Genomic DNA, 23821 nt, shown 5'->3' on the forward strand with positions numbered 1-23821 from the left:
ACACCCACAACGCCCACAACACCCACCGTCACCACCGCACCCACCGTCAGGAGCATCACGTGGCTACCGATCCCGCGGAGCTGACCACCCGGGCCCAGGCATGGCTGGCCGAGGACCCCGACCCGGAGACCCGGGAGGAGCTGTCCCGGCTCGTCGAAGCCCAGGACGCCGGGAGCGCCGCCGAGCTGGCCGCCCGCTTCGCCGGCACCCTCCAGTTCGGCACCGCCGGGCTGCGCGGCGAGCTGGGCGCGGGCCCGATGCGGATGAACCGCTCGGTGGTCATCCGTGCGGCGGCCGGCCTCGCCGCGTACCTGAAGTCCAAGGGCGACGGCGCGGGACTCGTCGTCATCGGCTACGACGCGCGCTACAAGAGCGCCGAGTTCGCCCGGGACACCGCGGCCGTGATGGTCGGCGCGGGGCTGCGGGCCGCCGTGCTGCCCCGTCCGCTGCCGACCCCCGTGCTGGCCTTCGCGATCCGGCACCTGGGCGCGGTGGCCGGCGTCGAGGTCACCGCCAGCCACAACCCGCCGCGTGACAACGGCTACAAGGTCTACCTCGGCGACGGCTCGCAGATCGTGCCGCCCGCGGACGGCGAGATCGCCTCCGAGATCGCGGCGGTCGCCTCGCTGGACGACGTACCGCGGCCGGAGTCCGGCTGGGAAACCCTCGACGAGGACGTCCTGACGGCCTACCTGGCGCGTACGGACGCCGTGCTGACGCCGGGCTCCCCCCGTGACCTCCAGGTCGTCTACACGCCGATGCACGGCGTCGGACGGGACACCCTCGTCGCCGCCTTCACGCGGGCCGGCTTCCCCGCCCCGACGGTCGTCGCGGAGCAGGCCGAACCGGACCCGGACTTCCCGACGGTCGCCTTCCCCAACCCGGAGGAACCGGGCGCGATGGACCTCGCGTTCACCACCGCCCGCTCCGTCGGCCCGGACATCGTCATCGCCAACGACCCGGACGCGGACCGCTGCGCCGTGGCCGTCCCGGCCCCCGGGACGAAGGACGGCTGGCGGATGCTGCGCGGCGACGAGGTCGGCGCGCTGCTGGCCGCTCACCTCGTCAGCAAGCAGGCAACGGGGACGTTCGCGACCACGATCGTCTCCTCCCAGCTGATGTCCCGTATCGCCGCCGCCTCGTCCCTCCCCTACGAGGAGACGCTGACCGGCTTCAAGTGGCTGGCCCGGGTGGACGGTCTGCGCTACGCCTACGAGGAGGCGCTGGGCTACTGCGTCGACCCGGAGGGCGTACGCGACAAGGACGGCATCACGGCGGCCCTGCTGATCACGGAGCTGGCCGCCGAGCTCAGGCAGTCCGGCCGCACCCTCACCGACCTGCTCGACGACCTCGCGCTGGAATTCGGCCTGCACGCCACCGACCAGCTCTCGGTGCGCGTCGAGGACCTGTCGCTGATCGCCGACGCCATGCGCAGGCTGCGCGAACAGCCGCCGACGGCGCTCGCGGGCCTGACGGTGGGCGGCTCCGACGACCTGAACCAGGGCACGGAGTCCCTCCCTCCGACCGACGGGCTGCGCTACTACCTGTCCGGTTCGCCGGAGTCGGTCGTGCAGGCCGCCCGGGTCGTGGTCCGCCCCAGCGGCACCGAGCCCAAGCTCAAGTGCTACCTGGAGGTCGTGGTCCCGGTCGCCTCGGCCCAGTCCCTCCCGGAGGCCCGCAGGCAGGCGGACGCGACGCTGGCGGCGATCAAGACGGATCTGGAGGAGGCGGCGGGGATCTGACGCCCGCCCGCCCCAGAAACAGCGGCACTGCACGCGCCCATCCCCTGGAGGTGGCGCGTGCAGTGCTCGCACGTTCGGAGTGCTGCGGGTCAACTCATGCGGGCGAGGGCAGAGGCGAACATGGTGCCGTCCAGCCTGATAGCACGCCACGTCGGATGCGTTCCGTTGCGGAACCTGGGGGGGGCGTCGACCGGCGATCACAAGGCGATGGCAGCGACCGTATCGCCGACGAGGGCGGACAGTCCGACAGGCACTCCTGGGGTTCGTTCGACAACGCCCAGCGCCCCTCGCAGGAGAAGGCGATTCCTCCCCGAGCTGATGATGTCGAGGAGAGGCGAAATCGTGTGGATCTCTTCCTCCGCATCGCGCCACGCTTTCGCTGTCGCGTAAATGCGCAGGAGTTCAATGTGGTAAAACATGAGACCCCGAGGCGTAACACCCCGAGGCATGGCATATTCAAGCGCGCTGTGGATTTCGGAGAGTGCCGCCCCCGCATCCCCGAGGCGCATCAGCGCGTGCCCGGTATGCCCTGCGACCTGATCTTGATTGACCCACCATGCCCACTCGGGGTCCCGAGGGCTCAGGGACTCTTCGAGCCCCCTGCGTGCTGTGTCCAGGTCAGCCAGAGCACGTTTTCGGTCCCCTATCTTGGCGAATGCTCCGCCCCTCCTGACCCGGGCCATGAGTGCAACGCGCGGAGCCAACCGCCTCTGAGACAGGATTTCTTCAGCGATGCGCCGCGCTTCACCAGGACGCCCGCATTCGTTGTCGAGCATGCCGAGCATGTCGAGAGCGAACCACTGCTTAGACCGGTCTCCGGCATGGCGAGCCAGCATGTGTGATTCCAGGAATGCCCTGCGGGCGGACTCACGTTCACCGGCATCAAAAAGAAGCCAACCCGCCACTTCAGCAGCCTCGGAAACAGCCGACAGATAACCTCGCAGCTCCCTGTCCGGGATCTCCCCTGCGTCCAGTCTGCGCTGCGCGGACCGCCACACCTGAACTGCGGCGGGTGCTACGGCATCCGCGCCATACCGGTCTGCGTGTTTGAGGAGGTAAGTGGCACTGCCTTTCATGTGCGCGACATCCGAGGACCGGTCTGAGGGCTCAGCCGAGGGGAGGCACAGTGATTTCGGTGCGGCTATCTCCGATAATTCCCCGTCAGTTTGCAGGAATTCGTCCAGCGCTTCAGCCAGCTGCGCCGAGGGGCGCTGACGCCCGTTGACGACGCGAGACAGATAGGCCACATCGTAGTTGAGGGCACGGGCAGTAGCCCGCAAGCTCACTCCTCTGTCCGCGAGGAGCGCGCGGAGCCGGATTCCGAAGTCTGCACTCATGTGCTTCCCCTGGTGTTGACCGTGTTCTCCAGAGTAGCCGTCAACAGCTGTCAACTCCCGGCAGTGCCTTGCCTGTGGCAAGGATGGTGCGACAGACCCCCGCGACCGTGGCGACGGTCCGGGGGCGCGGCCATCAACTTCATGGAGTTGACGACAGTGACCAACGCTATCGCGAGACTGTTAGAGCCGCTGCTGCGGCTGTTGCTGCCCGCTCGGGGGCGTCACCGCTCGGCCGGCGCGCCACCGCCCGTATACCGCGAAGACGTGCCGGCGCTCGCGCCTCCCCGCGCGTCCGTCCGGCAGCCGGAACTGCTGCGCGGCGAGGACTCTGCCCTGATCCGCCCGTACGTGCTCACACCAGAGGAACTCCAGGAACGGCGTTCCCAACCCCTCCGTCGACGCCGCGTGTTGTGGCTGGCCACAAACGGCATCGATGTGGACCCACGCTGGAGTCACACCGTGAAGGTGGCGGCCTGAGATGCACGAGACGCAAGCCCCCTCGGCCACCCGCCTGGTGCGGCACGCGGGCGACGGGAACCGTGCCCCCGGTGACGCGCTCAACTGGCCCCCATGCCACTGCGGCAGCCCGAAGTGCCCCGACTACAAAGCCCCTACTGGCGCGCCCGGTTCGTCAACGTCCGCCACAGATGAACTGCGCGCCAGGATCCGTGAGATCAACGCCCGCCACCACAGGGGGAATTCATGAGCACCGGAGAGGAAGGGACCCCCGGCGAAACCATCGCCGCCCCATGCGCAGGAACCCCGTACGCGAATTCTCCGGAGGGGTGGTGGACGGCGTACGGAGGCGCATTGGACGTGGATTCCGGCGTGGTCTGCCTGCCCGGCCCGAACCACCCGCTGTGCCCAGGTCCGGAGTGCGGACGATGCCAAGGAAAGAAGGACAGGTCATGAAATCGCACCGCTGACCAGAAACACAGGCCAGCGGTGACGAGCAGGAGCAGGTGTCTACGCACCTTCATGAGAAGAGCGGACGCGCAGGCGCTGGTGTGGGGGACCAGGAACCAGATCCCGTCGGCTGTGTTCCCTGGACGGTCGGCAGCCGGACGGGTCAGCACAGCGTGGCGTCCTGTTCCCGTCGCCCAGGGCGATCAGGCAGTGCGCCCGAACTCCCCCGTTCATGGAGCCCTTGACTGCCCTCCCGCCGACGAGTAACCGACGGGAGTGGCAAGTCCGGCCACAGAATCAAGCTCGGCGGTGGCCGGCTGCACGTGCACGACGTGGCGGGGAGCCTCCCCGGCACGGCACAGCCACAGAAGGGAACACATGATGGACCCCGAGAAGCTGAGCACGCTGTACGCAGGTGACGAGGAGAACAGTCAAGGCGAGACCGGCGAAACTGGCCCGGGGCCGTTCGCTGGATCCAACGAGGGAGAACCATGGCAAGAATCATGTCGGGCACGGGTCGTGTGACGGCTTTCCCCCTGCTGCATCTGTGGCCGGATACCTTCGGGGTCGCCGCGTATACCGTGACCGGCCGGTTCGGCGTCGAGGCGGTAGTGGGATACATCCCGGTCCCCGAGGTGCCGGACGTCCACCTCATGGATGTTGGAGCGCGGCACTCCCCGCACGCAACGGACTGGGTGCTGTGCACGGGCTGGAGCAGCCGCTGTGTTCCCAAGCCGGGAACGGTAGAGCTCCACAGCGCAGAGTGGTCTCTGGAGTCCGATGGGAGCAGCGAGCCTGCAAAGATGATCTACGGTCATCAGAAGTTGCATGTGGGTCGGCTGGCCCTGAAGGATCCGGAGCACCCGGATGACCCGGACAAGTGCCAGGCATACACCGCGGGATTGGCCCGCGAAGTACTGGGGAGCCGTGGGCCTGCCTGACGGACATCAGACTTTCGTTCGTGTCCGCCCCGCCTATCTGCTCATCCTCGCGAGAGACCGGCGGGGTTCTTGCGTAGCCCGGGATGACAACGCCACGGCGGACCGTTCAAAGAACCCCGCGCTTGACTCTCCCACCATGGGAGATCCGAAGCTGGGCCGCATGCACGTCGACGAAACGCACGCCACGGACGCGACCGATGACACGGCCGCCACCGACGACAGGGAATCGTGGGGCATCGGAGAGGTCGCGCGGAAGACGGGGCTGCCGGTGAAGCTCATCCGGCACTGGTCGGATGTGGGGGTCGTGCCGCCGGCGCGGCGGACAGCCGCCGGGTACCGCCTCTATGACGCGGGATCCGTGGCCCGTCTGGAGCTGGCGCGGACGCTGCGGGACCTCGGGCTCGGCCTCCCCGCGATCCGTGACGTACTCGACCGCGAGCACACCTTGGCGGAGGTGGCCGCGGCCCACGTCGACGCGCTGGAGGCACAGATACGTACGCTGCGCTCGCAGCAGGCGGTCCTGCGCTCCGTCACCCGCCGCGCAACCACCGCAGAAGGACTCGCCTTCATGAACCGAACGGCCCGCCTGACCGCCGCCGAACGCCGCACGCTTCTCCAGGAGTTCGTGACGGAGACCCTTGGAGATCTGGACGTACCGGCCTACCGCCGCGGCCTGTTGGCCGCCACCCCGGAGCTTCCCGACCACCCCACGGACGAGCAGGTCGACGCCTGGATCGAACTGAGCGAGCTGGTGGCCGACCCCGCTCTGCGCTCCGGGATGCGCCGCATGGCGGAGTACGCCGCCGAGCACGCCCCCGGCGAACACGACCCCGCCGCCCTCCGGGCCGTACAGCAGCTCACCGACGACTGGACGGAGCGGGTGAACACCGCGATACGGGAGGGGATCGTCCCCGACTCACCGGCCGCCGACCCCGTCGTCGCAGCCGTCGTCGCGGCCTGGCTCCCCACCCAGACACAGACACGGACACAGACAGGCGCGAGGACAGGGATACAGACTCGTGACGAGTTGCACGCAGACGGCGCACCGGCCCGGCGCCTGCTGCTGAAACAGCTCGAAGTCGCTTCCGACGCGCGCGTCGAGCGGTACTGGCAGCTGCTGTGCATCATCAACGGCCGACCCGCGCGGCCGAGTCTGGCGGCGGCCGGTGACTGGCTGATGACCGCGCTGCGCACCAACCCCGAACCCGGGGCGCGCGCCGCGGAGCTCGGCGCACTGTACGACGCCGGGGCAGATGCCTGGGAGCCGGAGGGCCTGCTCGACGGCTGCGAGCGCGTGCTGCGCGCTGTGGGCGACCTCGTCTCCGCCGTGAACCCGAGCATGTTCGACCGGTCGACGCCCTGTGCCGACTGGGACGTTCGCACCCTGCTCAACCACCTGGTCTGGGAGAACCTGCTGTGGTCCGGCCTGGCCAACGGCGCCCCGCGCTCCGACTTCACCGCCGACCACCTCGGCGAGGACCACTCGAAGGCGTTCCGCGCCGCCGCCCACGGCGCGCTGACCGCCTTCCGCCGCCCCGGCATGCTCGAACAGCGGTACGGCCCGGCCCCGGGCCGGCGCCTCGTCGAGCAGCTGGTCATCGAGATGCTGGTGCACGGCTGGGACCTGGCCACCGCGATCGGACACCCGCGCGGCCTCGTGCCGGACGTCGCGGAGTCGGCGCTCCCGGTGGTGCGGGAGGTCTACGGCAGCCTGCCGCGCACTGCCGGTGGCTCCTTCGCCCCACCCCAGCCGGTTCCCCACCACGCCACCGCGCTCGACCGTCTGGCCGGTTACCTCGGCCGCGCCGTCGGCTGATCAGCCACGGGGCAGGGCGAGGGGCAAAGGGGCGGGGGCGTGCCCGATCCGCGACCGTCGAGCGGCTCCCCCACCCGACGGCCCGCCCCCACAGCCGCCCCCTACACCGCCAGCAGCACCGCCAGCCCCACCGCCCCCACCACGCACGGCGCGATGATCTCGTACGCCCAGCGCACCACCGGCTCACCCTGGGCGCTCTCGCTCCCGCCGCGCTGTTCCCTGATGTCGCGCAGCTCGTCCATGGTCTGATCCGCCGTCGCGCGCGGCGCCGGGCCCGCGTCGGAGCCCCCGAGGCCGAAGCCGCCCCGTGCGGACGCCTTCGCACCGCGCTCCGCCCTGCGGTTGGCCTTCTTGCGCTGCCGTAGCGAGACCGGCACCGCCCACATCTGGTACTTCCCGCCGCTGCTGAACACCTCGGCCGAGTACGACGCCCGCAGATTCTCCACGGCTCCCCAGGGCAGCGTGATCGTACGGAACGGATTGCGCACCACCAGCCGCTCCTCGCCGGCCCTGACGACCGGCCGCAGTGTGAAGGCCACCACCAGCGGTACGAGCAGCACCAGGGCGAAGAGCGCGGTGAGCTTGGTGTGTGCGCTGCCACGCAGCAGCGCGTCACCGCCGAGCCAGAGCGCGAGCGCCAGCAGCAGCACACCGCCGGCGAGGGCCGCGGGCGAGCGGTAGCTGCGCTCCGCGTTCTGCTTCTGCGGCGGGGTGGACCGTTCCGGGCTCGTCATGCCGCCGATTCTGCCCGACCGTCCGGATGTCGGACGTTGCGTTACGGCATCATTCGAGGGTGGGTCGGGGACGATTACCAGCCGCTCGGAGACGCGGCCCTTCCCACACCGATTCGGCCGCCCCAGGGGGATGACATTGCGCTACGCGCGTAGATATGCTCCCCTCGTGACCATGCCCATCACTGTTCCCGCATACGGCAAGGAAGCCGCGGGGCGTCTGGCGTCAATGGCGGACGTGACCGCCGACGACGGTGCGCTGCGCCGCTTCCTCCACGGCCTCCCGGGCGTCGACGCGGTCGGCCTGGAGGCCCGCGCCGCCGCCCTCGGCACCCGTTCGATCAAGACGACGGCGAAGGCGTACGCCATCGATCTCGCCATCTCGATGATCGACCTGACGACCCTCGAAGGCGCGGACACCCCGGGCAAGGTCCGGGCGTTGTGCGCCAAGGGCGTCAATCCGGACCCCACGGACCGTACGGCCCCCGAGGTCGCGGCGATCTGCGTCTACCCCGACATGGTCGCGACGGCCAAGGAAGCGCTCGCCGGCTCCGGCATTCATGTCGCCTCCGTCGCCACCGCCTTCCCCGCGGGCCGCGCCGCGCTGCCCGTCAAGCTCGCCGACACCCGTGACGCGGTCGCGGCCGGCGCCGACGAGATCGACATGGTGATCGACCGGGGGGCCTTCCTCGCCGGCCGTTACCTGTCCGTCTTCGAGGAGATCAGGCAGGTGAAGGAGGCGTGCGTCCGTCCGGACGGCAGCGCCGCGCACCTCAAGGTCATCTTCGAGACCGGTGAGCTGCAGACGTACGACAACGTCCGGCGGGTCTCCTGGCTGGCGATGCTGGCCGGTGCCGACTTCATCAAGACGTCGACCGGCAAGGTGTCCGTCAACGCCACCCCGCCCGTCACACTGCTGATGCTGGAGGCCGTACGGGACTTCCACGAGGCGGTCGGCGTCCAGGTCGGGGTGAAGCCGGCCGGCGGTATCCGTACCACCAAGGACGCCGTCAAGTACCTGGTGATGGTCAACGAGACGCTGGGCGACCGCTGGCTGACCCCCGACTGGTTCCGCTTCGGCGCCTCCAGCCTCCTGAACGACCTGCTGATGCAGCGCCAGAAGCTCAGCACCGGCCGCTACTCCGGCCCCGACTACGTCACGGTGGACTGACCATGGCCAATGTTTTCGAGTACGCACCGGCGCCCGAGTCGCGCGCGGTCGTCAATATCGCGCCGTCCTACGGGCTGTTCATCGACGGCGAGTTCGCCCCGGGCTCCGAGGGCAAGGTCTTCAAGTCCGTCTCCCCGTCGTCCGAGGAAGTCCTCTCCGAGGTGGCCCAGGCCACCGCCGACGACGTCGACCGCGCCGTCAAGGCCGCCCGTAAAGCCTTCGAGAAGTGGTCCGCGCTGCCCGGCGCCGAGCGCGCCAAGTACCTCTTCCGGATCGCCCGGATCATCCAGGAGCGCTCGCGCGAGCTGGCCGTCCTGGAGTCGCTGGACAACGGCAAGCCGATCCGGGAGTCCCGGGACGCGGATCTGCCGCTGGTCGCCGCGCACTTCTTCTACTACGCGGGCTGGGCCGACAAGCTCGATCACGCGGGCTACGGTCCGAACCCGCGCCCCCTGGGCGTCGCGGGCCAGGTGATCCCCTGGAACTTCCCGCTCCTGATGCTCGCGTGGAAGATCGCCCCGGCGCTGGCGACCGGCAACACGGTGGTGCTGAAGCCCGCCGAGACGACGCCGCTGTCGGCGCTCTTCTTCGCGGACATCTGCCGCCAGGCCGGGCTCCCCAAGGGCGTCGTCAACATCATTACGGGTGACGGCTCGACGGGCGCCGAGCTGGTGGCCCACCCGCACGTCAACAAGGTCGCCTTCACCGGCTCCACCGCGGTCGGCAAGGCCATCGCCCGTACGGTCGCCGGCACCGACAAGAAGGTGACCCTGGAGCTGGGCGGCAAGGCGGCGAACATCGTCTTCGACGACGCCCCGATCGACCAGGCCGTCGAGGGCATCGTCAACGGCATCTTCTTCAACCAGGGGCAGGTCTGCTGTGCGGGCTCGCGCCTGCTGGTGCAGGAGTCGGTCCAGGACGAGCTGCTGGACGCCCTCAAGCGCCGGATGGCGACGCTCCGGGTCGGCGATCCGCTCGACAAGAACACCGACATCGGCGCCATCAACTCCGCCGAGCAGCTGGCCCGTATCACCGCGCTGGTCGAGGCGGGCGAGGCCGAGGGCGCCGAGCGCTGGGCCCCGGCCTGTGAACTGCCCGCCTCGGGCTACTGGTTCGCGCCGACGCTGTTCACCGGCGTCACCCAGGCGCACCGCATCGCCCGCGAGGAGATCTTCGGCCCGGTGCTGTCCGTGCTGACCTTCCGTACGCCGGAGGAGGCCGTCGCGAAGGCGAACAACACGCCGTACGGGCTGTCGGCGGGCATCTGGACGGAGAAGGGCTCGCGGATCCTGTGGATGGCAAGCCGGCTCCGTGCGGGCGTCATCTGGTCCAACACGTTCAACAAGTTCGACCCGGCCTCGCCGTTCGGCGGCTACAAAGAGTCGGGCTTCGGCCGCGAGGGCGGCCGGCACGGTCTGGAGGCGTACCTCAATGTCTGATCGTTTGGGTGTTCTCAAGACCTACAAGCTGTACGTCGGGGGGAAGTTCCCCCGGTCCGAGAGCGGGCGGGTGTACGAGGTGACCGACACTAAGGGCAAGTGGCTGGCCAATGCCCCGCTGTCCTCCCGCAAGGACGCGCGGGACGCGGTGGTCGCGGCCCGTAAGGCGTTCGGCGGCTGGTCCGGCGCCACGGCCTACAACCGCGGCCAGATCCTCTACCGCGTCGCCGAGATGCTGGAGGGCCGCCGCGAGCAGTTCGCCGCGGAGGTGGCGGACGCCGAGGGGCTGTCGAAGTCCAAGGCCGCCGCCCTGGTGGACGCCGCCATCGACCGCTGGGTCTGGTACGCGGGCTGGTCCGACAAGGTCGCCCAGATCGCCGGCTCCGCCAACCCGGTGGCGGGCCCGTACTTCAACCTCTCCACGCCCGAACCGACCGGTGTGGTGGCCGTACTGGCGCCCCAGGAGTCGTCGTTCCTCGGTCTGGTGTCGGTGATCGCCCCGGCGATCGTCACCGGCAACACGGTGGTCGTGGTGACGTCGGAGAAGGCGCCGCTGCCCGCGCTGTCCCTGGCGGAGGTGCTCGCCACGTCCGATGTTCCGGGCGGGGTGGTCAATATCCTCTCGGGCCGTACGGCGGAGATCGCGGCCCCGCTCGCCGCCCACCAGGACGTCAACGCCATCGATCTGGCGGGGGCGACCGGCCTGTCGGATGAGGGCTCGTTGGCGAAGGAGCTGGAAACCGCGGCGGCCGAGAACCTGAAGCGGGTGCTCCGCCCGGGTTCGGTGGACTGGACGGCCGCCCCCGGGACGGACCGTCTGCTCGCCTTCCTGGAGACGAAGACGGTCTGGCATCCGATGGGCGTGTAACAGCGTTCCAGGCACCGGCTGTGCGGGGCCTCATCCTCTGGGGATGGGCCCCGCACTGCTGTCCGAGCCCTTCACTACGATGATCTTGACAGCGCGACGACGACAATTCGGGGAGATCCGTGGCGGAGCACTTCACCGCCGCCCAGGATGCGCTGCACAAGTTCGCCACGAGCTCCGACCAGCGAGCGGAGAAGCTGCCGGCGATCCGCAGCAAGCTCGCGTCGCATGAGCTCAACAAGCAGGCGTTCGGCAAGCTTCCGGAGTCCGACGAGCTCTACACGGTGTACGGCGAGCAGAGCGAGCACGTCCTGGAGCGTCGAACCGCTCGCTGGCGTCGCGGGCGCTGAGCCCCCGGCCGGGCCGGGGGCTCAGCGACGAGCCTGCTGCCGGGCCCCATCACCCCGGCAGCGCCCGCGCCGCCGGGCCCACCACTGGCAGGTCCTGGACGGTGCCGCCCTTCGCCAGGGTGCCGGTCACCTGCGTGGTGCTCATCGGCTTGAAGTCGCCGATCCTGGTGCCGACGCCGTTGTTCAGCGGGTCGGCGGGGGTGTTGGCCAGCGGGTCCAGCTGCATGTTCTTGAACGTGCCGGTGGAGGGGGCGGCCGTCGCGGACACCACATCGGTAAGGGCGCGCGCCGTCTCGCGGACATCGGAAGCCTTCGTCGGCACGAGGGCCGCGTTCGCCGTCGCGGCACTGCCCGCCGCCAGCGCTGCGCCGGCCGCGGTGACCGTCAGACCGGTACGCAGCAGAGTGCGCGGAACGCCGCTGAATTTGGGACGTACGTAAAGGACCATAAGCCACCTGCCTGTGGGTAATCGATTGACTGCGAAGAGTAGTTGAGAGGGAGGCGGCCGATCCAGTTGTGGCGCCGGGGGTAGCCCCCACGGCCCAATGCCCGACAATGGGTCCCCGTGACCTCCCAGCCTCCTGCCCGGCCGTCGTCCGCCCGCGTCGTCCTGCTGACCGGCCCTTCCGGCTCCGGCAAGACCTCCCTGGCCGCCCTGACCGGCCTGCCCGTCCTCAACCTCGACGACTTCTACAAAGAGGGCACGGACCCGACACTCCCGCAGCTGCCCGGCGGCGGCACCGACTGGGACTCCCCGCACTCCTGGGACGCGGGCGCCGCGCTCGCCGCGATCGAGGCGCTGTGCGGTACGGGGCGCACCACGGTCCCGGTATACGACATCTCCGTCAGCGCGTGCGTCGGCGAGGCAGGTCTGGACATCGGCGATGCCCCGCTGTTCATCGCGGAGGGTATTTTCGCGGCCGATGTCATAGCGGAGTGCCGTACCGCGGGAGTGCTGGCCGACGCGCTGTGTTTGCGCGGGCGACCCACCACGACCTTCCGCCGCCGACTGGTGAGGGATCTACGGGAGGCCCGTAAGTCGGCCCCGTATCTGGTACGTCGTGGACTGCGGCTGCTGCGCGCCGAGCGGTCGGTCGTCGCGCGGCACTGCGCGCTGGGCGCGCACCCCTGCGCCAAGCCGGAGGCGCTGGCGCGCATATCGGCGGTACAGGCGGTGGAAGCGCTGGACGAGGCCGTACGGCGCGCAAGCAGTACGCAGTAGCGGACCACCACGTAGAGCGACACGACGTAGAGGCGACACCACGCAGGGCGACACCGCACAGCGACACTGCGTAGAACGCGGCACTGCGCAGAAGCAGCACGAAGACGCAGAGGCAGCAACACGAAGAAGCGGGCTCGGACAGACCCCCCGGCCGTCCGAACCCGCTCCGTTCCCCCGTACTCCCGGCTTCTTGGAGCCCCCCAGCTCCCGCCGGTTCCCCCGTACCCCCTTCCCCTCGGGTATCTCCCCGCTTTCCCCCTGTCCTCAGGCCACCAGCTCGCCGAAGGACTCTTCCTCGTCACGGCCGAAGCTGAGGACCTCGTCCTCGCGCAGCCGGCGCAGGGCGCGCCAGATGCTCGACTTCACCGTGCCGACACTGATGTTGAGGATGTCGGCGATCTCCGGGTCCGTACGGCCCTCGTAGTAGCGCAGCACCAGCATCGTGCGCTGGTTCTCGGGCAGCCGGGCCAGCGCCTGCCACAGCACGGCACGCAGTTCGGTGCCGCGCATCGCGTCCACGTCGCCGGCCGTCTCCGGCAGTTCCTCGGTCGGGTATTCGTTGAGCTTGCGCCGACGCCAGGCACTGATGTGCAGATTGGTCATCGTGCGCCGCAGATAACCGCCCAGCGCCGCCTTGTCGCTGATCCGGTCCCATGCCCGGTAGGTCGAGAACAGCGCGCTCTGCAGCAGGTCCTCGGCCTCGTAGCGGTCACCGGTCAGGTGGTAGGCGGTGGCGTACAGGGAGGCCCGGCGCTCCTGGACGTAGGCGGTGAAGGCCGCTTCGGCCCCGGCCGCCTCCGACGCGGAGCGCCGTTCCCCCGTGCCCTCCCTGTACTCCGCTCCCCCGTGGCCCGCGTTTCCCCCGTGGGCCCCGTTCTTGCCCCCCACCGTCGCGTCGACGGCCACCATGAAAGGCGGACGCTGACGCCCGGTGCCGCGAGCGCACCCCCGCCCGCTCACGGCACCGGACTTCTCACAAGCCCTCCCGACGTCGTGGAGACGCGTGATAACTGCGCTGGTGGTGGTGCCGTGCAGTGTGTTCATCTCGCGCCCCCCGTCGGTTGAGCCAGCTTGTTCGGTGTCTCCCCGGGCGGTTGTTCCCTCCCGGTGCCCAAAAGACTGCCAACCCAGTTTCATCGCGTTGTCCGCCGACTGTCACAGCCCTGTCACAGCCCCGGCGGCGCGCGACAACGGGCGGCCCACGCGTGCGGGCCTTTGTCGAGGACACACCACTGGTCGATGTCCCGGCGTCCCATGCGCCAGAATGGCGACGTGCCATTCCTGTTGCTGATCGAGGACGACGACGCCATCCGCACGGCCCTCGAACTCTCGCTGTCACGCCAAGGTCACCGTGTGGTGACCGCGGCGACGGGCGAGGACGGCCTGAAGCTGCTGCGCGAGCAGCGCCCGGACCTGATCGTGCTGGACGTGATGCTCCCGGGCATCGACGGTTTCGAGGTGTGCCGGCGGATCAGGCGTACGGACCAACTGCCCATCATCCTGCTCACCGCCCGCAACGACGACATCGACGTCGTGGTGGGCCTGGAGTCCGGCGCGGACGACTATGTCGTCAAACCGGTCCAGGGCCGGGTGCTGGACGCCCGGATCAGGGCGGTGCTGCGCCGCGGGGAGCGCGAGTCCAGCGACTCGGCGACCTTCGGCTCGCTGGTGATCGACCGCTCGGCGATGACCGTCACCAAGAACGGCGAGGATCTGCAACTGACACCCACCGAGCTGCGGCTGCTGCTGGAGCTGAGCCGCCGGCCGGGCCAGGCGCTGTCCCGGCAGCAGCTGCTGCGGCTGGTGTGGGAGCACGACTATCTCGGTGACTCGCGCCTGGTGGACGCCTGTGTGCAGCGGCTGCGCGCGAAGGTGGAGGACGTGCCGTCCTCACCGACCTTGATCCGTACGGTCCGCGGCGTCGGCTACCGGTTGGACTCCCCGCAGTGACGGAACGTTCCTCGGACAGGGCGGCCGACAGCGGGGCGGCCGACGGCGCGGCCGAGCGCGGGAGCGGGGACGGCACCGCGGAGCGCGGCGGTGACGGTGGCAAGCCCCACCTGGTGGTGCGGCTGCTGCGCCGCGCCTCGGGACTGCTGCTCTGGACCAGCCTGCGGCTGCGGCTGGTCGTCGTCTTCGCGCTGGTCGCGCTGACGGCGGCGGTCTCCGCGTCCGGCATCGCGTACTGGCTCAACCGCAACACCGTCCTGGACCGCACCCAGAACGCAGTGCTCAAGGACTTCCGCAAAGCGCTGGAGGACAGCACCCGGTCGCTGCCCCTGCGGCCCCGGTGCGCCGAACTCCAGGACGCCGCACGGCAGATGGCGGGCGGGCCGCAGAACTACACGGTGCTGCTGATCGGTGTGGACCGCGACGGCAAGGACTGCGCGGCGACCACCAACAAGAACCTGCTCACGCTCAAGACGGTGCCCAAGTCGCTGCGTACCGCGGTCAACGAGGTGCGCAAGGTCGACGAGTCGAACCGCTATCCACACCATCTGTACTGGCAGCGCCGGGAGGTCGGGGAGGTCCCCTATCTCGTCGCCGGGGCGAAGGTGATCGGCGGCGGCCCGACCGGCTACATGATGAAGTCGCTGGCCGCCGAGCGGCAGGACCTCAACTCGCTGGCCTGGTCCCTGGGGATCGCGACCGCGCTCGCGCTGGTCGGCTCGGCGCTGCTGGCGCAGGCCGCCGCGACGACCGTGCTGCGGCCCGTCCAGCGGCTCGGGCACGCGGCGCGGCAGCTCGGCGAGGGCCGTCTCGACACCCGGCTGCGGGTGACCGGCACCGACGAACTCGCCGAACTCTCCCGGACGTTCAACCGTACGGCGGAGCGCCTGGAACAGCGCGTCGAGGAGCTGAGCGGGCGCGAGGCGGCGTCCCGGCGGTTCGTCGCCGATATGTCGCACGAGCTGCGGACGCCGCTGACGGCGATCACCGCGGTGACGGAGGTGCTGGAGGAGGAGTCCGAGTCCCTCGACCCGATGATCGCGCCCGCCGTGCAGCTGGTGGTCAGCGAGACCCGGCGGCTGAACGACCTCGTGGAGAACCTGATGGAGGTCACCCGCTTCGACGCGGGGACGGCGCGGCTGGTGCTGGACGATGTGGATGTCGCGGACCAGGTGACGGCCTGTATCGACGCACGGGCCTGGCTGGACGCGGTGGATCTGGACGCGGACCGGGGCATCGTGGCCCGGCTGGACCCGCGGCGGCTCGATGTGATCCTGGCGAATCTGATCGGCAACGCCCTCAAGCACGGGGGCTCGCCGGTGCGGGTGTCCGTACATACCGAGGGCGTGCCCGGAGAGGGCGGAGACGGCCCGGCCACGGGGGCGTCCGCCGGTGGACGGGGGCCGGAGCGGCCCGAACGGCCGGCGCGGCCGGACGCCGGGCAGGAGGAGCGGGGCGTCGGCCGGACCGGGGGCGGCGCTCTGGTGATCCGGGTGCGGGACCACGGCCCCGGTATCCCGGAGGAGGTCCTGCCGCATGTCTTCGACCGCTTCTACAAGGCGAGCGCGTCCCGGCCGCGGTCGGAGGGCAGCGGCCTGGGCCTGTCGATCGCGCAGGAGAACGCGCACATCCACGGCGGCGAGATCACCGCGGCCAATCTGCCCGAAGGCGGCGCGGTCTTCACCCTGCGGCTGCCGATGGACGCCTCCCGGCTGGCGGGCGACGGCGGAGAGCGGCGGGACGACGGGAGCCGGCCGGACGGCGGGGCCGGTTGGGAGAGCGAGAAGCAGCGGGACGGCGGCGGCGACCGGGAGCGCGGCGGTGCCGGTCGGGACCGCGGGAACACGGAGGACCGCGGGGACGCCCAGGGCTACGGGGGCGCGCACGATGACGCCCAGGGCCGCCGGGGCGCGCCCGAGCAAGGTCGAGAACTTGGGGGAGCATCCCGCGCGCCCGAAGAAGGCACGGAGGACGACCGATGACCCGCACCGGGTACACCTGGCGCGCCGGCCGCGCCCCGCGTACGGAACCCGACCGGCGGCCCGCCCGTACGGTGCGCTGCGGCGCCACCGTCGCCGCCGTCGCGGCGCTCGCGCTGGCCGCCGCGGGCTGCGGTGTCCGGGGCACCTCCGTCCCGGTCGACGCCGGCGGCGCGCCCTCGCGGGTGAGCTGCAAGATCGCCCCGGACGACCGGGCCCCGGCGGCCGGAGATGACGTGCGGGTCACCGTCTATCTGGTATGCAGCTCGACGCTCGCCAAGGTGGAGCGCACCGTGACACCGTCCAAGGGCGCACCGGCCGCCGCACGTCTGGAGGCCGCCCGTACGCTGCTGAACGAGCTGCAGAAGCCGCCCGCGCGGGCCGAGGAAGAGGCCGGATTCAGCACCGCGCTGCCCGAGGACCTCACGGTCGAGGGCCCCCGTAAGGGCGACCCCGCTGACGCGCTGCGGCTGAGCGTGCGGCCGGACGATCTGCCGTCCTTCGCGCTGGCGCAGCTGGTGTGCTCGTACGGCGCGAGCTCGGCGCTGGGGCACACACATGCCGCGGTACTGGGCGGCCCCGGCGACGATGAGCCACGGCGCTACGACTGCTCCGCGGATGTCCTGGACAACCCGGACATCGCACAGCACGCGGGCTGGGGCGACCCGCTGACCGAGACGAGCTGACCGGGCGGGTCTGACCGAGCGGGGCTGACGGCGAGGGGTCCTGACCGAGACAGGCTGTGGGCGGCGACCCTGAGACGACCCGGCTCGTCCCCTAAGGGTCGCACTCAGGGGTTTTCAGGGTCGCGCCCGCCCGGACGCCGTCCGCTCCCGAGAGGAGATGCCCGAGACAAGGTGCCACATGCGGGTGCGCAAGACGGGCGCAACAGGGCGGAACCGCGGCCCCCGCTACCGGCGTCCTGGCCTTTGTGCAGCGTCATGGCCCCGGCGGCACCGCCGCCCTCCGTTTGCGCGCCACCGGACTTCTGCTCCTCGTGGCGCATCTTTTGATCGTCGGCTGGCTGATGCTGCGTCCCCGTACCGTCCTCTGGGTGCCCGCGCCGAACCTGAAGCCGCTGGCGTCGATCAGCGCCGAGCTGGCGCGCGGCCCGTGGGAGGCCGTGCAGAGCCTGACCGGCCCGGTGCTGCTGCTGGCGCCTCTCGGGGTGCTGCTCCCCATGTCGGCCGGGCGGCTGTACGCCTCTCCGGTGACGTCGATGGCCCGCACGGTCTTCGCCGGTGCCATGATCGCGCTGGCCATCGAGCTGCTGCAGACCGGAGTGCCGGGCCAGGTCCCGGACGTCGACACGGTGCTGCTCAACACCCTCGGGGTGGCGGTGGCCCATCTGGCCGTCGTACCTGGGTGCCGGTCCCGGCTACGCCGCCGGTACGAGCATCTCAGGGGTGCAACCCCGAAGATCCCCAGGGTCGAAGTAGCCCCGCAGGCTGACGTGCTTTCCGGCTCGCGGACCTACCTTTGAGACATCGGGGCATCCGCCCCACGAAGTCGAGAAGGAGTTGTCATCATGGCCGCCGCACTGGTCCGCCCCCGCAACAACCGAATGATCGCCGGAGTGTGCGCGGGCCTGGCCCGTCGCTTCGGCACGACCCCGGCGACCATGCGCGTGATCTTCCTGCTCTCGTGCCTGCTGCCCGGCCCGCAGTTCCTCCTCTACCTGGCGCTGTGGATACTCCTCCCCTCGGAGGACAAGGCCACCAGCGCCACCGCCTGGTAAACGAAGCCCCGTCCGGCGCCGCCCCGAAGGTCCCTCGCATGCGGACACGACCGTTGCGGACACGACCGTTGCGGACATGACCGTGCCCCGGCGCATACGCGAGGCGGCGTACGGCCGGGGCACGGTCGGGCGTATGTCCCCTAGACCCGACTCAACCATCCAGGGGCGGACAGCACCGCGCGCTCGGTCAGCCGAGGGGCCCGGTGACGGGAGTCTGCAGGGCCCCGGGTGCCAGACCGCCGAGCAGGCTGGTGCCCTTCGAGTTGACAGGGGCCTTGACCTGGCCGGTGGGCAGCTTCTTGGTGGCCTTGGAAGCCTTCTTGCTGGCCTCGTCGACCGGCAGCTTCTTCACGGCCTTGCCGCTGCTGGCGTCGAGCGCCGGGGCCGCGGCGGCGGTGCCCGCGGCGGTGGCGGCGAAGGCGGCGCCGAGCGCGACGGCACCGAGAGTCTTGATGGTTCCCTGCTTCATCGAAATACGTCCTCGTGATGGGGGATTTACCGACTCGAAAACCTAGTGACGCGGCCCCGCCGCCGCAAACAGCCACGGCCGAACAAAAACGGTCGGTGGACAATCCACCGACCGTTTTGCTAAACGCCGGAAGGCCACTTACTCAGTGTCAGAGCCCCTGCTCACAGCGGTCGTTGTGGCCACATGCCGGAACAGCCATTCGGAACGCAACTCCGCATATCCGGGCTTGATCACGTCATTGATCATGGCTAGACGTTCATCGAAAGGAATGAACGCCGATTTCATTGCATTGACCGTAAACCACTGCATGTCATCGAGCGTGTACCGGAATGTCTTGACCAGGTGCTCGAATTCCCGGGACATGTTCGTGCCGCTCATCAGCCGATTGTCGGTGTTGACCGTGAGCCGGAACTGCAGTCGGCGCAGCAGACCGATGGGGTGCTCCGCGTAGGACGTGGCGGCGCCGGTCTGGAGGTTGGAGGTGGGGCACATCTCCAGCGGGATGCGCTTGTCCCGTACGTACGAGGCGAGCCGGCCGAGCGTGACCGAGCCGTCGTCGGCGACCTCGATGTCGTCGATGATCCGGACGCCGTGACCGAGACGGTCGGCGCCGCACCACTGGAGCGCCTGCCAGATGGAGGGCAGACCGAAGGCTTCACCGGCGTGGATGGTGAAGTGGTTGTTCTCCCGCTTGAGGTACTCGAACGCGTCGAGGTGACGGGTGGGCGGGAAGCCGGCCTCGGCGCCCGCGATGTCGAAGCCGACGACGCCGAAGTCACGGTAGCTGTTGGCGAGTTCGGCGATCTCCAGGGCGCGGGCGGCGTGCCGCATCGCGGTCAGAAGCGCGCCGACGCGAATCCGGTGACCGTTCTCGCGCGCCCGCCGCTCTCCCTCACGGAAGCCCTCGTTGACCGCCTCGACGACCTCTTCGAGGCTCAGGCCCTGCTCCAGGTGCTGCTCGGGCGCGTACCTGACCTCGGCGTAGACCACACCGTCCGCGGCGAGGTCCTCGGCGCACTCGGCGGCGACCCGCTTGAGGGCGTCCTTGGTCTGCATGACGGCGCAGGTGTGCGCGAAGGTCTCCAGGTAGCGCTCCAGCGAACCGGAGTCGGCGGCCTCGCGGAACCAGATCCCGAGCTTCTCGGGGTCGGTCTCGGGGAGTGCTTCATAGCCCGTGTCGCGCGCGAGGTCGACGATGGTGCCGGGGCGGAGGCCGCCGTCGAGGTGATCGTGGAGCAGCACCTTGGGGGCACGGCGGATCTGTTCACTGGTCGGAAGAGTGGTGGTCTCGCTCGTCATCTCGGCACTCTAGCCCCTACGCGCGTAGATCTCATCGAACGATACGTAACAGTGACCCGTCCGCGGGGTGGCCCGCACCACGCCTTCTGCCATCGTTCTCGTCATGGCTCAGCAAGCGCTGCCGGTGCGTGAGGCCCGGCTGGGAAGACCGCTGGGAACGACCGGCGAGGAGGGCATACGTGCGGCGCTCCGCTGGAAGGGCGGTGGCGGGCGAGGGGCCGGCCCGACGGTGAGCGGCGTCGCGCTCATACTCCCGGAGGGCGGGCCGACGGGTGTCCGGCGTCCGTCGCCGATCCCGGCACTGGCCACCCGACCGCTGGCGGTCCGGCTGGCGAAGGCGGGCCGCGCCGAGGGCCTGGCCGCCCATGTGCTGCACTACCGCTGCCGCGGCTGGAACGGCGCGGCCGCCCATCCGGCGCGCGACGCGACCTGGGCCCTCGACGAGGTGGTGCGCCGCTACGGCGACATACCGGTCTGCCTCGTCGGCACGGGCATGGGCGCCCGCGCCGCCCTGCACGCCGCCGGCCACCCGGCCGTGAACTCCGTTCTGGCGCTCGCCCCGTGGATCCCCGCCCCCGGCCCGGCCCCCCAGGAGCCCGAGCCGGTGAAGCAGCTCATCGGCCGCCAGGTCCTCCTCGTCCACGGCACCAACGACGAGCGCAACGACCCCGATCTCTCCTACCGCTACGCCGAGCGCGCCAAGAAGGTCAACCGCGACATCTGCCGCTTCGAGGTGCACTCCGACGGCCACTGGCTGCACCAGCACCGCACCGAAGTCTTCGCGCTGGCCGCCGACTTCATGCTCGGCTCGCTCTTCACCCGGGACTACGCCCGCCCGGTGAAGGACGCCATGGCGGCCCCGCCGCCCCTGGGCCTGAGGATGCCGCTGGCCTCGGGGTTCGGGGCTTCGTTACGGCATTGAGCAATCTGGGCTCAGCCAGTTCCTCGCGTACCGCGCTCCGTTCCCTTCTCGCCTCACCGCGGCAGGAGCAACCCCCGTCGGCTCAGCAGGAACTTCTTGAAGGCGGCCACCGGGGGCGTGTCCGAGTGGCCGTCCAGCCAGGCGACGCCGATCTCCCGGACCGCGCGGGGTGCCGTGACGGTGAGTTCGGCGACGCCGGGCCGTGGGACGGCCGGCGGCGGCAGCAGCGCCACGCCCAGCCCGGCCGCGACCAGACCGCGCAACGTCTCGGCCTCCTCGCCCTCGAACGCGACCCGTGGGGTGAACCCCGCCTCCGCGCACAGCGCGTCGGTGATCCGGCGCAGCCCGTAGCCCGGTTCTAGGGTGACGAACAGTTCGTCGGCGGCCTCCGCGAGCCGGATCCGCTTACGGCGGGCCAGTGGATGGTCGTCGGGGACGACGAGGCGGAGTTTCTGTTCGTCGAGGCGACGGGCGACCAGATCGGGGTAGTCCGGGACCGGCGAGGTCAGGCAGAGGTCGAGGTCGCCGGCGCGGAGCCGTTCGATCATCGCCTCGCCGTAGTTCTGTACGAGCTGGAAGCGGACGCGGGGGTGGTCGGCGCGGAAGGTGCGGATCAGGCCGGGGACGGTTTCGGAGCCGAGGGTGTGCAGAAAGCCGAAGGCGACCTTGCCGGCGCCGGGGTCGGCGTCGGCGCGTACCGAATCGGTGGCGCGCTCCAGGTCGGTCAACGCGCGCTCGGTGGAGGCGAGAAAGGCGCGGCCGGCCGGGGTGAGCGAGAGGGTGCGGCCGTGCCGGGCGAAGAGGGCCACGCCGAGGTCGTCCTCCAGCCGGACGATGGCGCGGCTGAGGGTCGGTTGCGGCATGCCGAGCTCCTGGGCGGCACGCGTGACGTGTTCGTGGCGCGCGACCGCCGTGAACTGGGCGAGGCGGGGCGCGAGCAGCGATGCCCAGGAGTCGCTGCCGAGTTCCACGGCCTCGCCCCGGTCGGCCGTGGCGGCCCCGTCGGCCAGGCCACCGCGGCGCGAGGCGACGGCTCGCGTCGGCCGGCCCTGTTCCCGCATGTGTTTTCTGTTGCGAGGTTGCGACAAAGGGGAACCTGCTGAGCCACCTGAACTGCGATCATGTTTCACAGCATTGATTATGGCCTTTCTATGCATTGGACGCATGAACCGGGGCGCCCTATTTTCGAAGCATGCCTCCCGCTGATACCGGGGCGTCCGTCACTGACCGTGCGGCCGCCTCTCCCCAGTCGTCCACAGACTCCACAGATTCCGCTACGGATTCCGCTGCCGCCGCCGTCGACCCGGAGTCCGGCAAGCTGCACCCGGGCGGCCCCGGCTACCGCCGGATGAGCTTCGCGCTCTTCGCCGCCGGAGTCGCCACTTTCGCGCTCCTCTACTCCACGCAGGCCCTGCTGCCCGCCATCTCCGGTGACCTCGGGGTGACGCCGGATCAGGCCAGCTGGACGGTGTCGGCGGCCACCTTCGGCCTGGCGCTCGGTGTGATCCCGTTGAGCGCGGCGTCCGAACGCTTCGGCCGGCGCACCCTGATGACCGCCTCCCTCTCCCTGGCCGCGCTGCTCGCGATGCTGGTGCCGTTCGCTCCGTCGCTCGGCTGGCTGATCGCGTTGCGCGCCGTCCAGGGCGTGGCGCTGGCCGGGCTGCCGGCCTCGGCGATGGCCTTCCTGGCCGAGGAGGTACGTACGAAGGCGCTGGTGGCGGCCATCGGCCTGTTCGTGGCGGGCAACAGCATCGGCGGGATGTCCGGGCGGATCGTGACCGGCTGGGTCGCCCAGGTCTGGGGCTGGCGGGCCGGGCTGGCCGCAGTGGGTGTGATGGCCGTGGTGTGCGCGGTGGCCTTCCGGCTGCTGGTCCCCAAGGCCCGTCATTTCACGCCCCGTTCGGTCGGCCCGCGGGTGCTGGCGCGCTCTCTCGGCGGCCACCTGGGCAACCCGCTGCTGCGCCGTCTGTACGGCATCGGCGCGCTCTTCATGACGGTGTTCGGCGCGGTCTACACGGTCATCGGCTACCGCCTGGTCGCGGCGCCGTTCGACCTCCCGCAGGGCATCGTCGGCTCGATCTTCATCATCTACCTGGTCGGTACGGTCTCGTCGGCCGCGGCGGGCAGGCTGGTGGGCCGGATGGGCCGGCGCGGCGCGCTTTACCTGGCGGTCGGCGCGACGTCCACGGGTCTGCTGCTCACCCTCGCCCAGTCCGTCGTCGCGGTCCTGGTGGGTCTGGTCCTGATCACCGCGGGCTTCTTCGCCGGCCACGCGGTGGCCTCGTCGTCGGTCAGCCGCACCGCCAAGACGGCTCGCGCCCAGGCGTCGGCCCTCTACCAGTGCGCGTACTACATCGGCAGCAGCCTGGGCGGCGCGCTCGGCGCGCTGGCCTTCCGCGCCGCCGGCTGGGAGGGCACGGTTCTGCTGGGCCTGGCCGCAATGGTCGGCGCTGCCGCGATCACCTTGTACGCCACCCGCAAGGCCGTTGTCGAACGGCGCCTCCTTCACTTGGAGAAGGCGGCGTAGGCCGCGTAGGCCCGCAGCGTCGCGGCCCCTGAGCCGAAGGGCCCGCCCCTCTACCTGTCCTGGTGGGGCGGGTCCTTCGCCGCGCTCGGCCTGAGCCGACGTGGGGGTCGCCTGCGGCGGGCGTCCGCTGCGCTGTGCCTGAGCCGACATCCTTCACTGTCCCGCCGTTGCACCTGCGGTGAGCTGTTGCCGCTGCGCGGGGCTGTTCGGCAGCGGCGCCGGACCTCCGGACTCCGTCCTGCGGACCGGCACCTCCCGAAGGGGTGGGAAGAAGACCGGTGGGGGCCATGTAGCCGGTCATGTGCACCCTGTGGCCCCGGACACAGACACCCGACAGACCACATGGGGCCCCACCGGCCCCTCTCCACCCACCGTCGGGAGGGGAACGGGCCGCAAGACGGAGTCCGGAGGCCCGTC

At 70.5% G+C, this 23821-nt stretch carries 23 protein-coding genes; 16 read left to right on the forward strand and 7 right to left on the reverse strand.

Annotated elements, in window-relative coordinates:
• Positions 1-59 precede the first annotated feature (59 nt).
• Entirely contained in the window at positions 60-1742 is a 1683-nt protein-coding gene (locus tag K9S39_RS17465) for a phospho-sugar mutase (protein WP_248864293.1), read from the forward strand.
• Positions 1743-1939: 197 nt separating this feature from the next.
• Here K9S39_RS17465 and K9S39_RS17470 read toward each other — a convergent pair whose 3' ends face one another.
• Positions 1940-3079 (reverse strand): helix-turn-helix domain-containing protein, encoded by a 1140-nt coding sequence (locus tag K9S39_RS17470; protein WP_248864294.1) that lies wholly within the window; start codon positions 3077-3079, stop codon positions 1940-1942.
• Between the two features lie 156 nt (positions 3080-3235).
• Between K9S39_RS17470 and K9S39_RS17475 the strand changes: the two genes are divergently transcribed.
• The 3 genes from K9S39_RS17475 (at position 3236) to K9S39_RS17485 (ending at position 6742) form a co-directional block, all read left to right on the forward strand.
• Positions 3236-3556: a hypothetical protein gene (locus tag K9S39_RS17475; RefSeq protein ID WP_248864295.1), complete on the forward strand. Its 321-nt coding sequence runs from the start codon at positions 3236-3238 to the stop codon at positions 3554-3556.
• Between the two features lie 920 nt (positions 3557-4476).
• The gene (locus K9S39_RS17480; protein ID WP_248864296.1) at positions 4477-4926 is read left to right on the forward strand and encodes a hypothetical protein; all 450 of its coding nucleotides are present in this window, start codon (positions 4477-4479) and stop codon (positions 4924-4926) included.
• Positions 4927-5062: 136 nt separating this feature from the next.
• Entirely contained in the window at positions 5063-6742 is a 1680-nt protein-coding gene (locus tag K9S39_RS17485; protein ID WP_248864297.1) for a TIGR03086 family metal-binding protein, read from the forward strand.
• A gap of 101 nt (positions 6743-6843) precedes the next feature.
• Here the strand turns inward: K9S39_RS17485 and K9S39_RS17490 are convergent, their stop codons facing one another.
• Complete coding sequence (locus K9S39_RS17490; RefSeq protein WP_248864298.1) at positions 6844-7476, reverse strand: PH domain-containing protein; 633 nt, start codon at positions 7474-7476, stop codon at positions 6844-6846.
• A gap of 172 nt (positions 7477-7648) precedes the next feature.
• On the opposite strand from K9S39_RS17490, the gene deoC reads away from it, so the two are divergent.
• The 4 genes from deoC to K9S39_RS17510 all read left to right on the forward strand — a co-directional run bounded on the left by deoC (position 7649) and on the right by K9S39_RS17510 (position 11298).
• Entirely contained in the window at positions 7649-8644 is a 996-nt protein-coding gene (gene deoC, locus K9S39_RS17495; protein ID WP_248868834.1) for a deoxyribose-phosphate aldolase, read from the forward strand.
• A gap of 2 nt (positions 8645-8646) precedes the next feature.
• Positions 8647-10083, forward strand: coding sequence for an aldehyde dehydrogenase family protein (locus tag K9S39_RS17500; protein WP_248864299.1), 1437 nt, complete (start codon positions 8647-8649; stop codon positions 10081-10083).
• Positions 10076-10951, forward strand: coding sequence for an aldehyde dehydrogenase family protein (locus K9S39_RS17505; protein WP_248864300.1), 876 nt, complete (start codon positions 10076-10078; stop codon positions 10949-10951). The genes K9S39_RS17500 and K9S39_RS17505 overlap by 8 nt, the downstream gene beginning before the upstream one ends.
• Before the next feature lie 119 nt (positions 10952-11070).
• Positions 11071-11298, forward strand: coding sequence for a hypothetical protein (locus K9S39_RS17510; RefSeq protein WP_248864301.1), 228 nt, complete (start codon positions 11071-11073; stop codon positions 11296-11298).
• Between the two features lie 49 nt (positions 11299-11347).
• Here K9S39_RS17510 and K9S39_RS17515 read toward each other — a convergent pair whose 3' ends face one another.
• Entirely contained in the window at positions 11348-11746 is a 399-nt protein-coding gene (locus K9S39_RS17515; RefSeq protein ID WP_248864302.1) for a hypothetical protein, read from the reverse strand.
• 117 nt (positions 11747-11863) lie between these two features.
• On the opposite strand from K9S39_RS17515, the gene K9S39_RS17520 reads away from it, so the two are divergent.
• Positions 11864-12520, forward strand: a complete 657-nt coding sequence (locus K9S39_RS17520; protein ID WP_248864303.1) for a uridine kinase family protein — start codon at positions 11864-11866, stop codon at positions 12518-12520.
• 264 nt (positions 12521-12784) lie between these two features.
• On the opposite strand, the gene K9S39_RS17525 is transcribed toward K9S39_RS17520, so the two are convergent.
• A complete protein-coding gene (locus K9S39_RS17525; RefSeq protein WP_248864304.1) occupies positions 12785-13564 on the reverse strand; it encodes a SigE family RNA polymerase sigma factor in 780 nt (259 codons plus the stop codon).
• 228 nt (positions 13565-13792) lie between these two features.
• Here K9S39_RS17525 and afsQ1 point away from each other — a divergent pair, with 228 nt between their 5' ends.
• From afsQ1 to K9S39_RS17550, 5 genes are all read left to right on the forward strand, one after another.
• Entirely contained in the window at positions 13793-14470 is a 678-nt protein-coding gene (gene afsQ1 / locus K9S39_RS17530; RefSeq protein WP_026169550.1) for a two-component system response regulator AfsQ1, read from the forward strand.
• Complete coding sequence (locus K9S39_RS17535; RefSeq protein WP_406707957.1) at positions 14467-16452, forward strand: ATP-binding protein; 1986 nt, start codon at positions 14467-14469, stop codon at positions 16450-16452. Before afsQ1 ends, K9S39_RS17535 begins: the two co-directional genes overlap by 4 nt.
• A complete protein-coding gene (locus K9S39_RS17540; RefSeq protein ID WP_248864305.1) occupies positions 16449-17135 on the forward strand; it encodes a hypothetical protein in 687 nt (228 codons plus the stop codon). The genes K9S39_RS17535 and K9S39_RS17540 overlap by 4 nt, the downstream gene beginning before the upstream one ends.
• 245 nt (positions 17136-17380) lie before the next feature.
• On the forward strand, positions 17381-17932 hold the full coding sequence (locus tag K9S39_RS17545) for a VanZ family protein (protein WP_248864306.1): 552 nt from the start codon (positions 17381-17383) through the stop codon (positions 17930-17932).
• A gap of 45 nt (positions 17933-17977) precedes the next feature.
• A complete protein-coding gene (locus K9S39_RS17550; RefSeq protein WP_248864307.1) occupies positions 17978-18187 on the forward strand; it encodes a PspC domain-containing protein in 210 nt (69 codons plus the stop codon).
• A gap of 187 nt (positions 18188-18374) precedes the next feature.
• Here the strand turns inward: K9S39_RS17550 and K9S39_RS17555 are convergent, their stop codons facing one another.
• Together K9S39_RS17555 and K9S39_RS17560 are read right to left on the reverse strand one after the other, a co-directional pair.
• Positions 18375-18656 carry a hypothetical protein gene (locus K9S39_RS17555; protein ID WP_248864308.1) on the reverse strand — a complete coding sequence of 94 codons (282 nt, stop codon included), beginning with the start codon at positions 18654-18656 and terminating at the stop codon, positions 18375-18377.
• 138 nt (positions 18657-18794) lie between these two features.
• Positions 18795-19955: an adenosine deaminase gene (locus tag K9S39_RS17560; RefSeq protein WP_248864309.1), complete on the reverse strand. Its 1161-nt coding sequence runs from the start codon at positions 19953-19955 to the stop codon at positions 18795-18797.
• A 103-nt stretch (positions 19956-20058) separates the two neighbouring features.
• Between K9S39_RS17560 and K9S39_RS17565 the strand changes: the two genes are divergently transcribed.
• Entirely contained in the window at positions 20059-20877 is an 819-nt protein-coding gene (locus tag K9S39_RS17565) for an alpha/beta fold hydrolase (protein WP_248864310.1), read from the forward strand.
• Between the two features lie 53 nt (positions 20878-20930).
• Here the strand turns inward: K9S39_RS17565 and K9S39_RS17570 are convergent, their stop codons facing one another.
• Positions 20931-21938, reverse strand: a complete 1008-nt coding sequence (locus tag K9S39_RS17570) for a LysR family transcriptional regulator (protein ID WP_248864311.1) — start codon at positions 21936-21938, stop codon at positions 20931-20933.
• 131 nt (positions 21939-22069) lie between these two features.
• Here K9S39_RS17570 and K9S39_RS17575 point away from each other — a divergent pair, with 131 nt between their 5' ends.
• A complete protein-coding gene (locus K9S39_RS17575; RefSeq protein WP_248864312.1) occupies positions 22070-23404 on the forward strand; it encodes an MFS transporter in 1335 nt (444 codons plus the stop codon).
• Positions 23405-23821 lie beyond the last annotated feature (417 nt).

Source organism: Streptomyces halobius, from assembly GCF_023277745.1.
Lineage (GTDB): Bacteria > Actinomycetota > Actinomycetes > Streptomycetales > Streptomycetaceae > Streptomyces > Streptomyces halobius.

What these genes read in the sequence shown, in the direction of transcription:
- K9S39_RS17470 (WP_248864294.1), bottom strand. Translation starts at nt 3,079, where the DNA reads ATGAGTGCAGACTTCGGAATCCGGCTCCGCGCGCTCCTCGCGGACAGA.
- K9S39_RS17480 (WP_248864296.1), top strand. Translation starts at nt 4,477, where the DNA reads ATGGCAAGAATCATGTCGGGCACGGGTCGTGTGACGGCTTTCCCCCTG.
- K9S39_RS17485 (WP_248864297.1), top strand. Translation starts at nt 5,063, where the DNA reads ATGGGAGATCCGAAGCTGGGCCGCATGCACGTCGACGAAACGCACGCC.
- K9S39_RS17490 (WP_248864298.1), bottom strand. Translation starts at nt 7,476, where the DNA reads ATGACGAGCCCGGAACGGTCCACCCCGCCGCAGAAGCAGAACGCGGAG.
- deoC (WP_248868834.1), top strand. Translation starts at nt 7,649, where the DNA reads ATGCCCATCACTGTTCCCGCATACGGCAAGGAAGCCGCGGGGCGTCTG.
- K9S39_RS17500 (WP_248864299.1), top strand. Translation starts at nt 8,647, where the DNA reads ATGGCCAATGTTTTCGAGTACGCACCGGCGCCCGAGTCGCGCGCGGTC.
- K9S39_RS17505 (WP_248864300.1), top strand. Translation starts at nt 10,076, where the DNA reads ATGTCTGATCGTTTGGGTGTTCTCAAGACCTACAAGCTGTACGTCGGG.
- K9S39_RS17515 (WP_248864302.1), bottom strand. Translation starts at nt 11,746, where the DNA reads ATGGTCCTTTACGTACGTCCCAAATTCAGCGGCGTTCCGCGCACTCTG.
- K9S39_RS17525 (WP_248864304.1), bottom strand. Translation starts at nt 13,564, where the DNA reads ATGAACACACTGCACGGCACCACCACCAGCGCAGTTATCACGCGTCTC.
- K9S39_RS17540 (WP_248864305.1), top strand. Translation starts at nt 16,449, where the DNA reads ATGACCCGCACCGGGTACACCTGGCGCGCCGGCCGCGCCCCGCGTACG.
- K9S39_RS17550 (WP_248864307.1), top strand. Translation starts at nt 17,978, where the DNA reads ATGGCCGCCGCACTGGTCCGCCCCCGCAACAACCGAATGATCGCCGGA.
- K9S39_RS17555 (WP_248864308.1), bottom strand. Translation starts at nt 18,656, where the DNA reads ATGAAGCAGGGAACCATCAAGACTCTCGGTGCCGTCGCGCTCGGCGCC.
- K9S39_RS17560 (WP_248864309.1), bottom strand. Translation starts at nt 19,955, where the DNA reads ATGACGAGCGAGACCACCACTCTTCCGACCAGTGAACAGATCCGCCGT.
- K9S39_RS17565 (WP_248864310.1), top strand. Translation starts at nt 20,059, where the DNA reads ATGGCTCAGCAAGCGCTGCCGGTGCGTGAGGCCCGGCTGGGAAGACCG.
- K9S39_RS17570 (WP_248864311.1), bottom strand. Translation starts at nt 21,938, where the DNA reads ATGCGGGAACAGGGCCGGCCGACGCGAGCCGTCGCCTCGCGCCGCGGT.
- K9S39_RS17575 (WP_248864312.1), top strand. Translation starts at nt 22,070, where the DNA reads ATGCCTCCCGCTGATACCGGGGCGTCCGTCACTGACCGTGCGGCCGCC.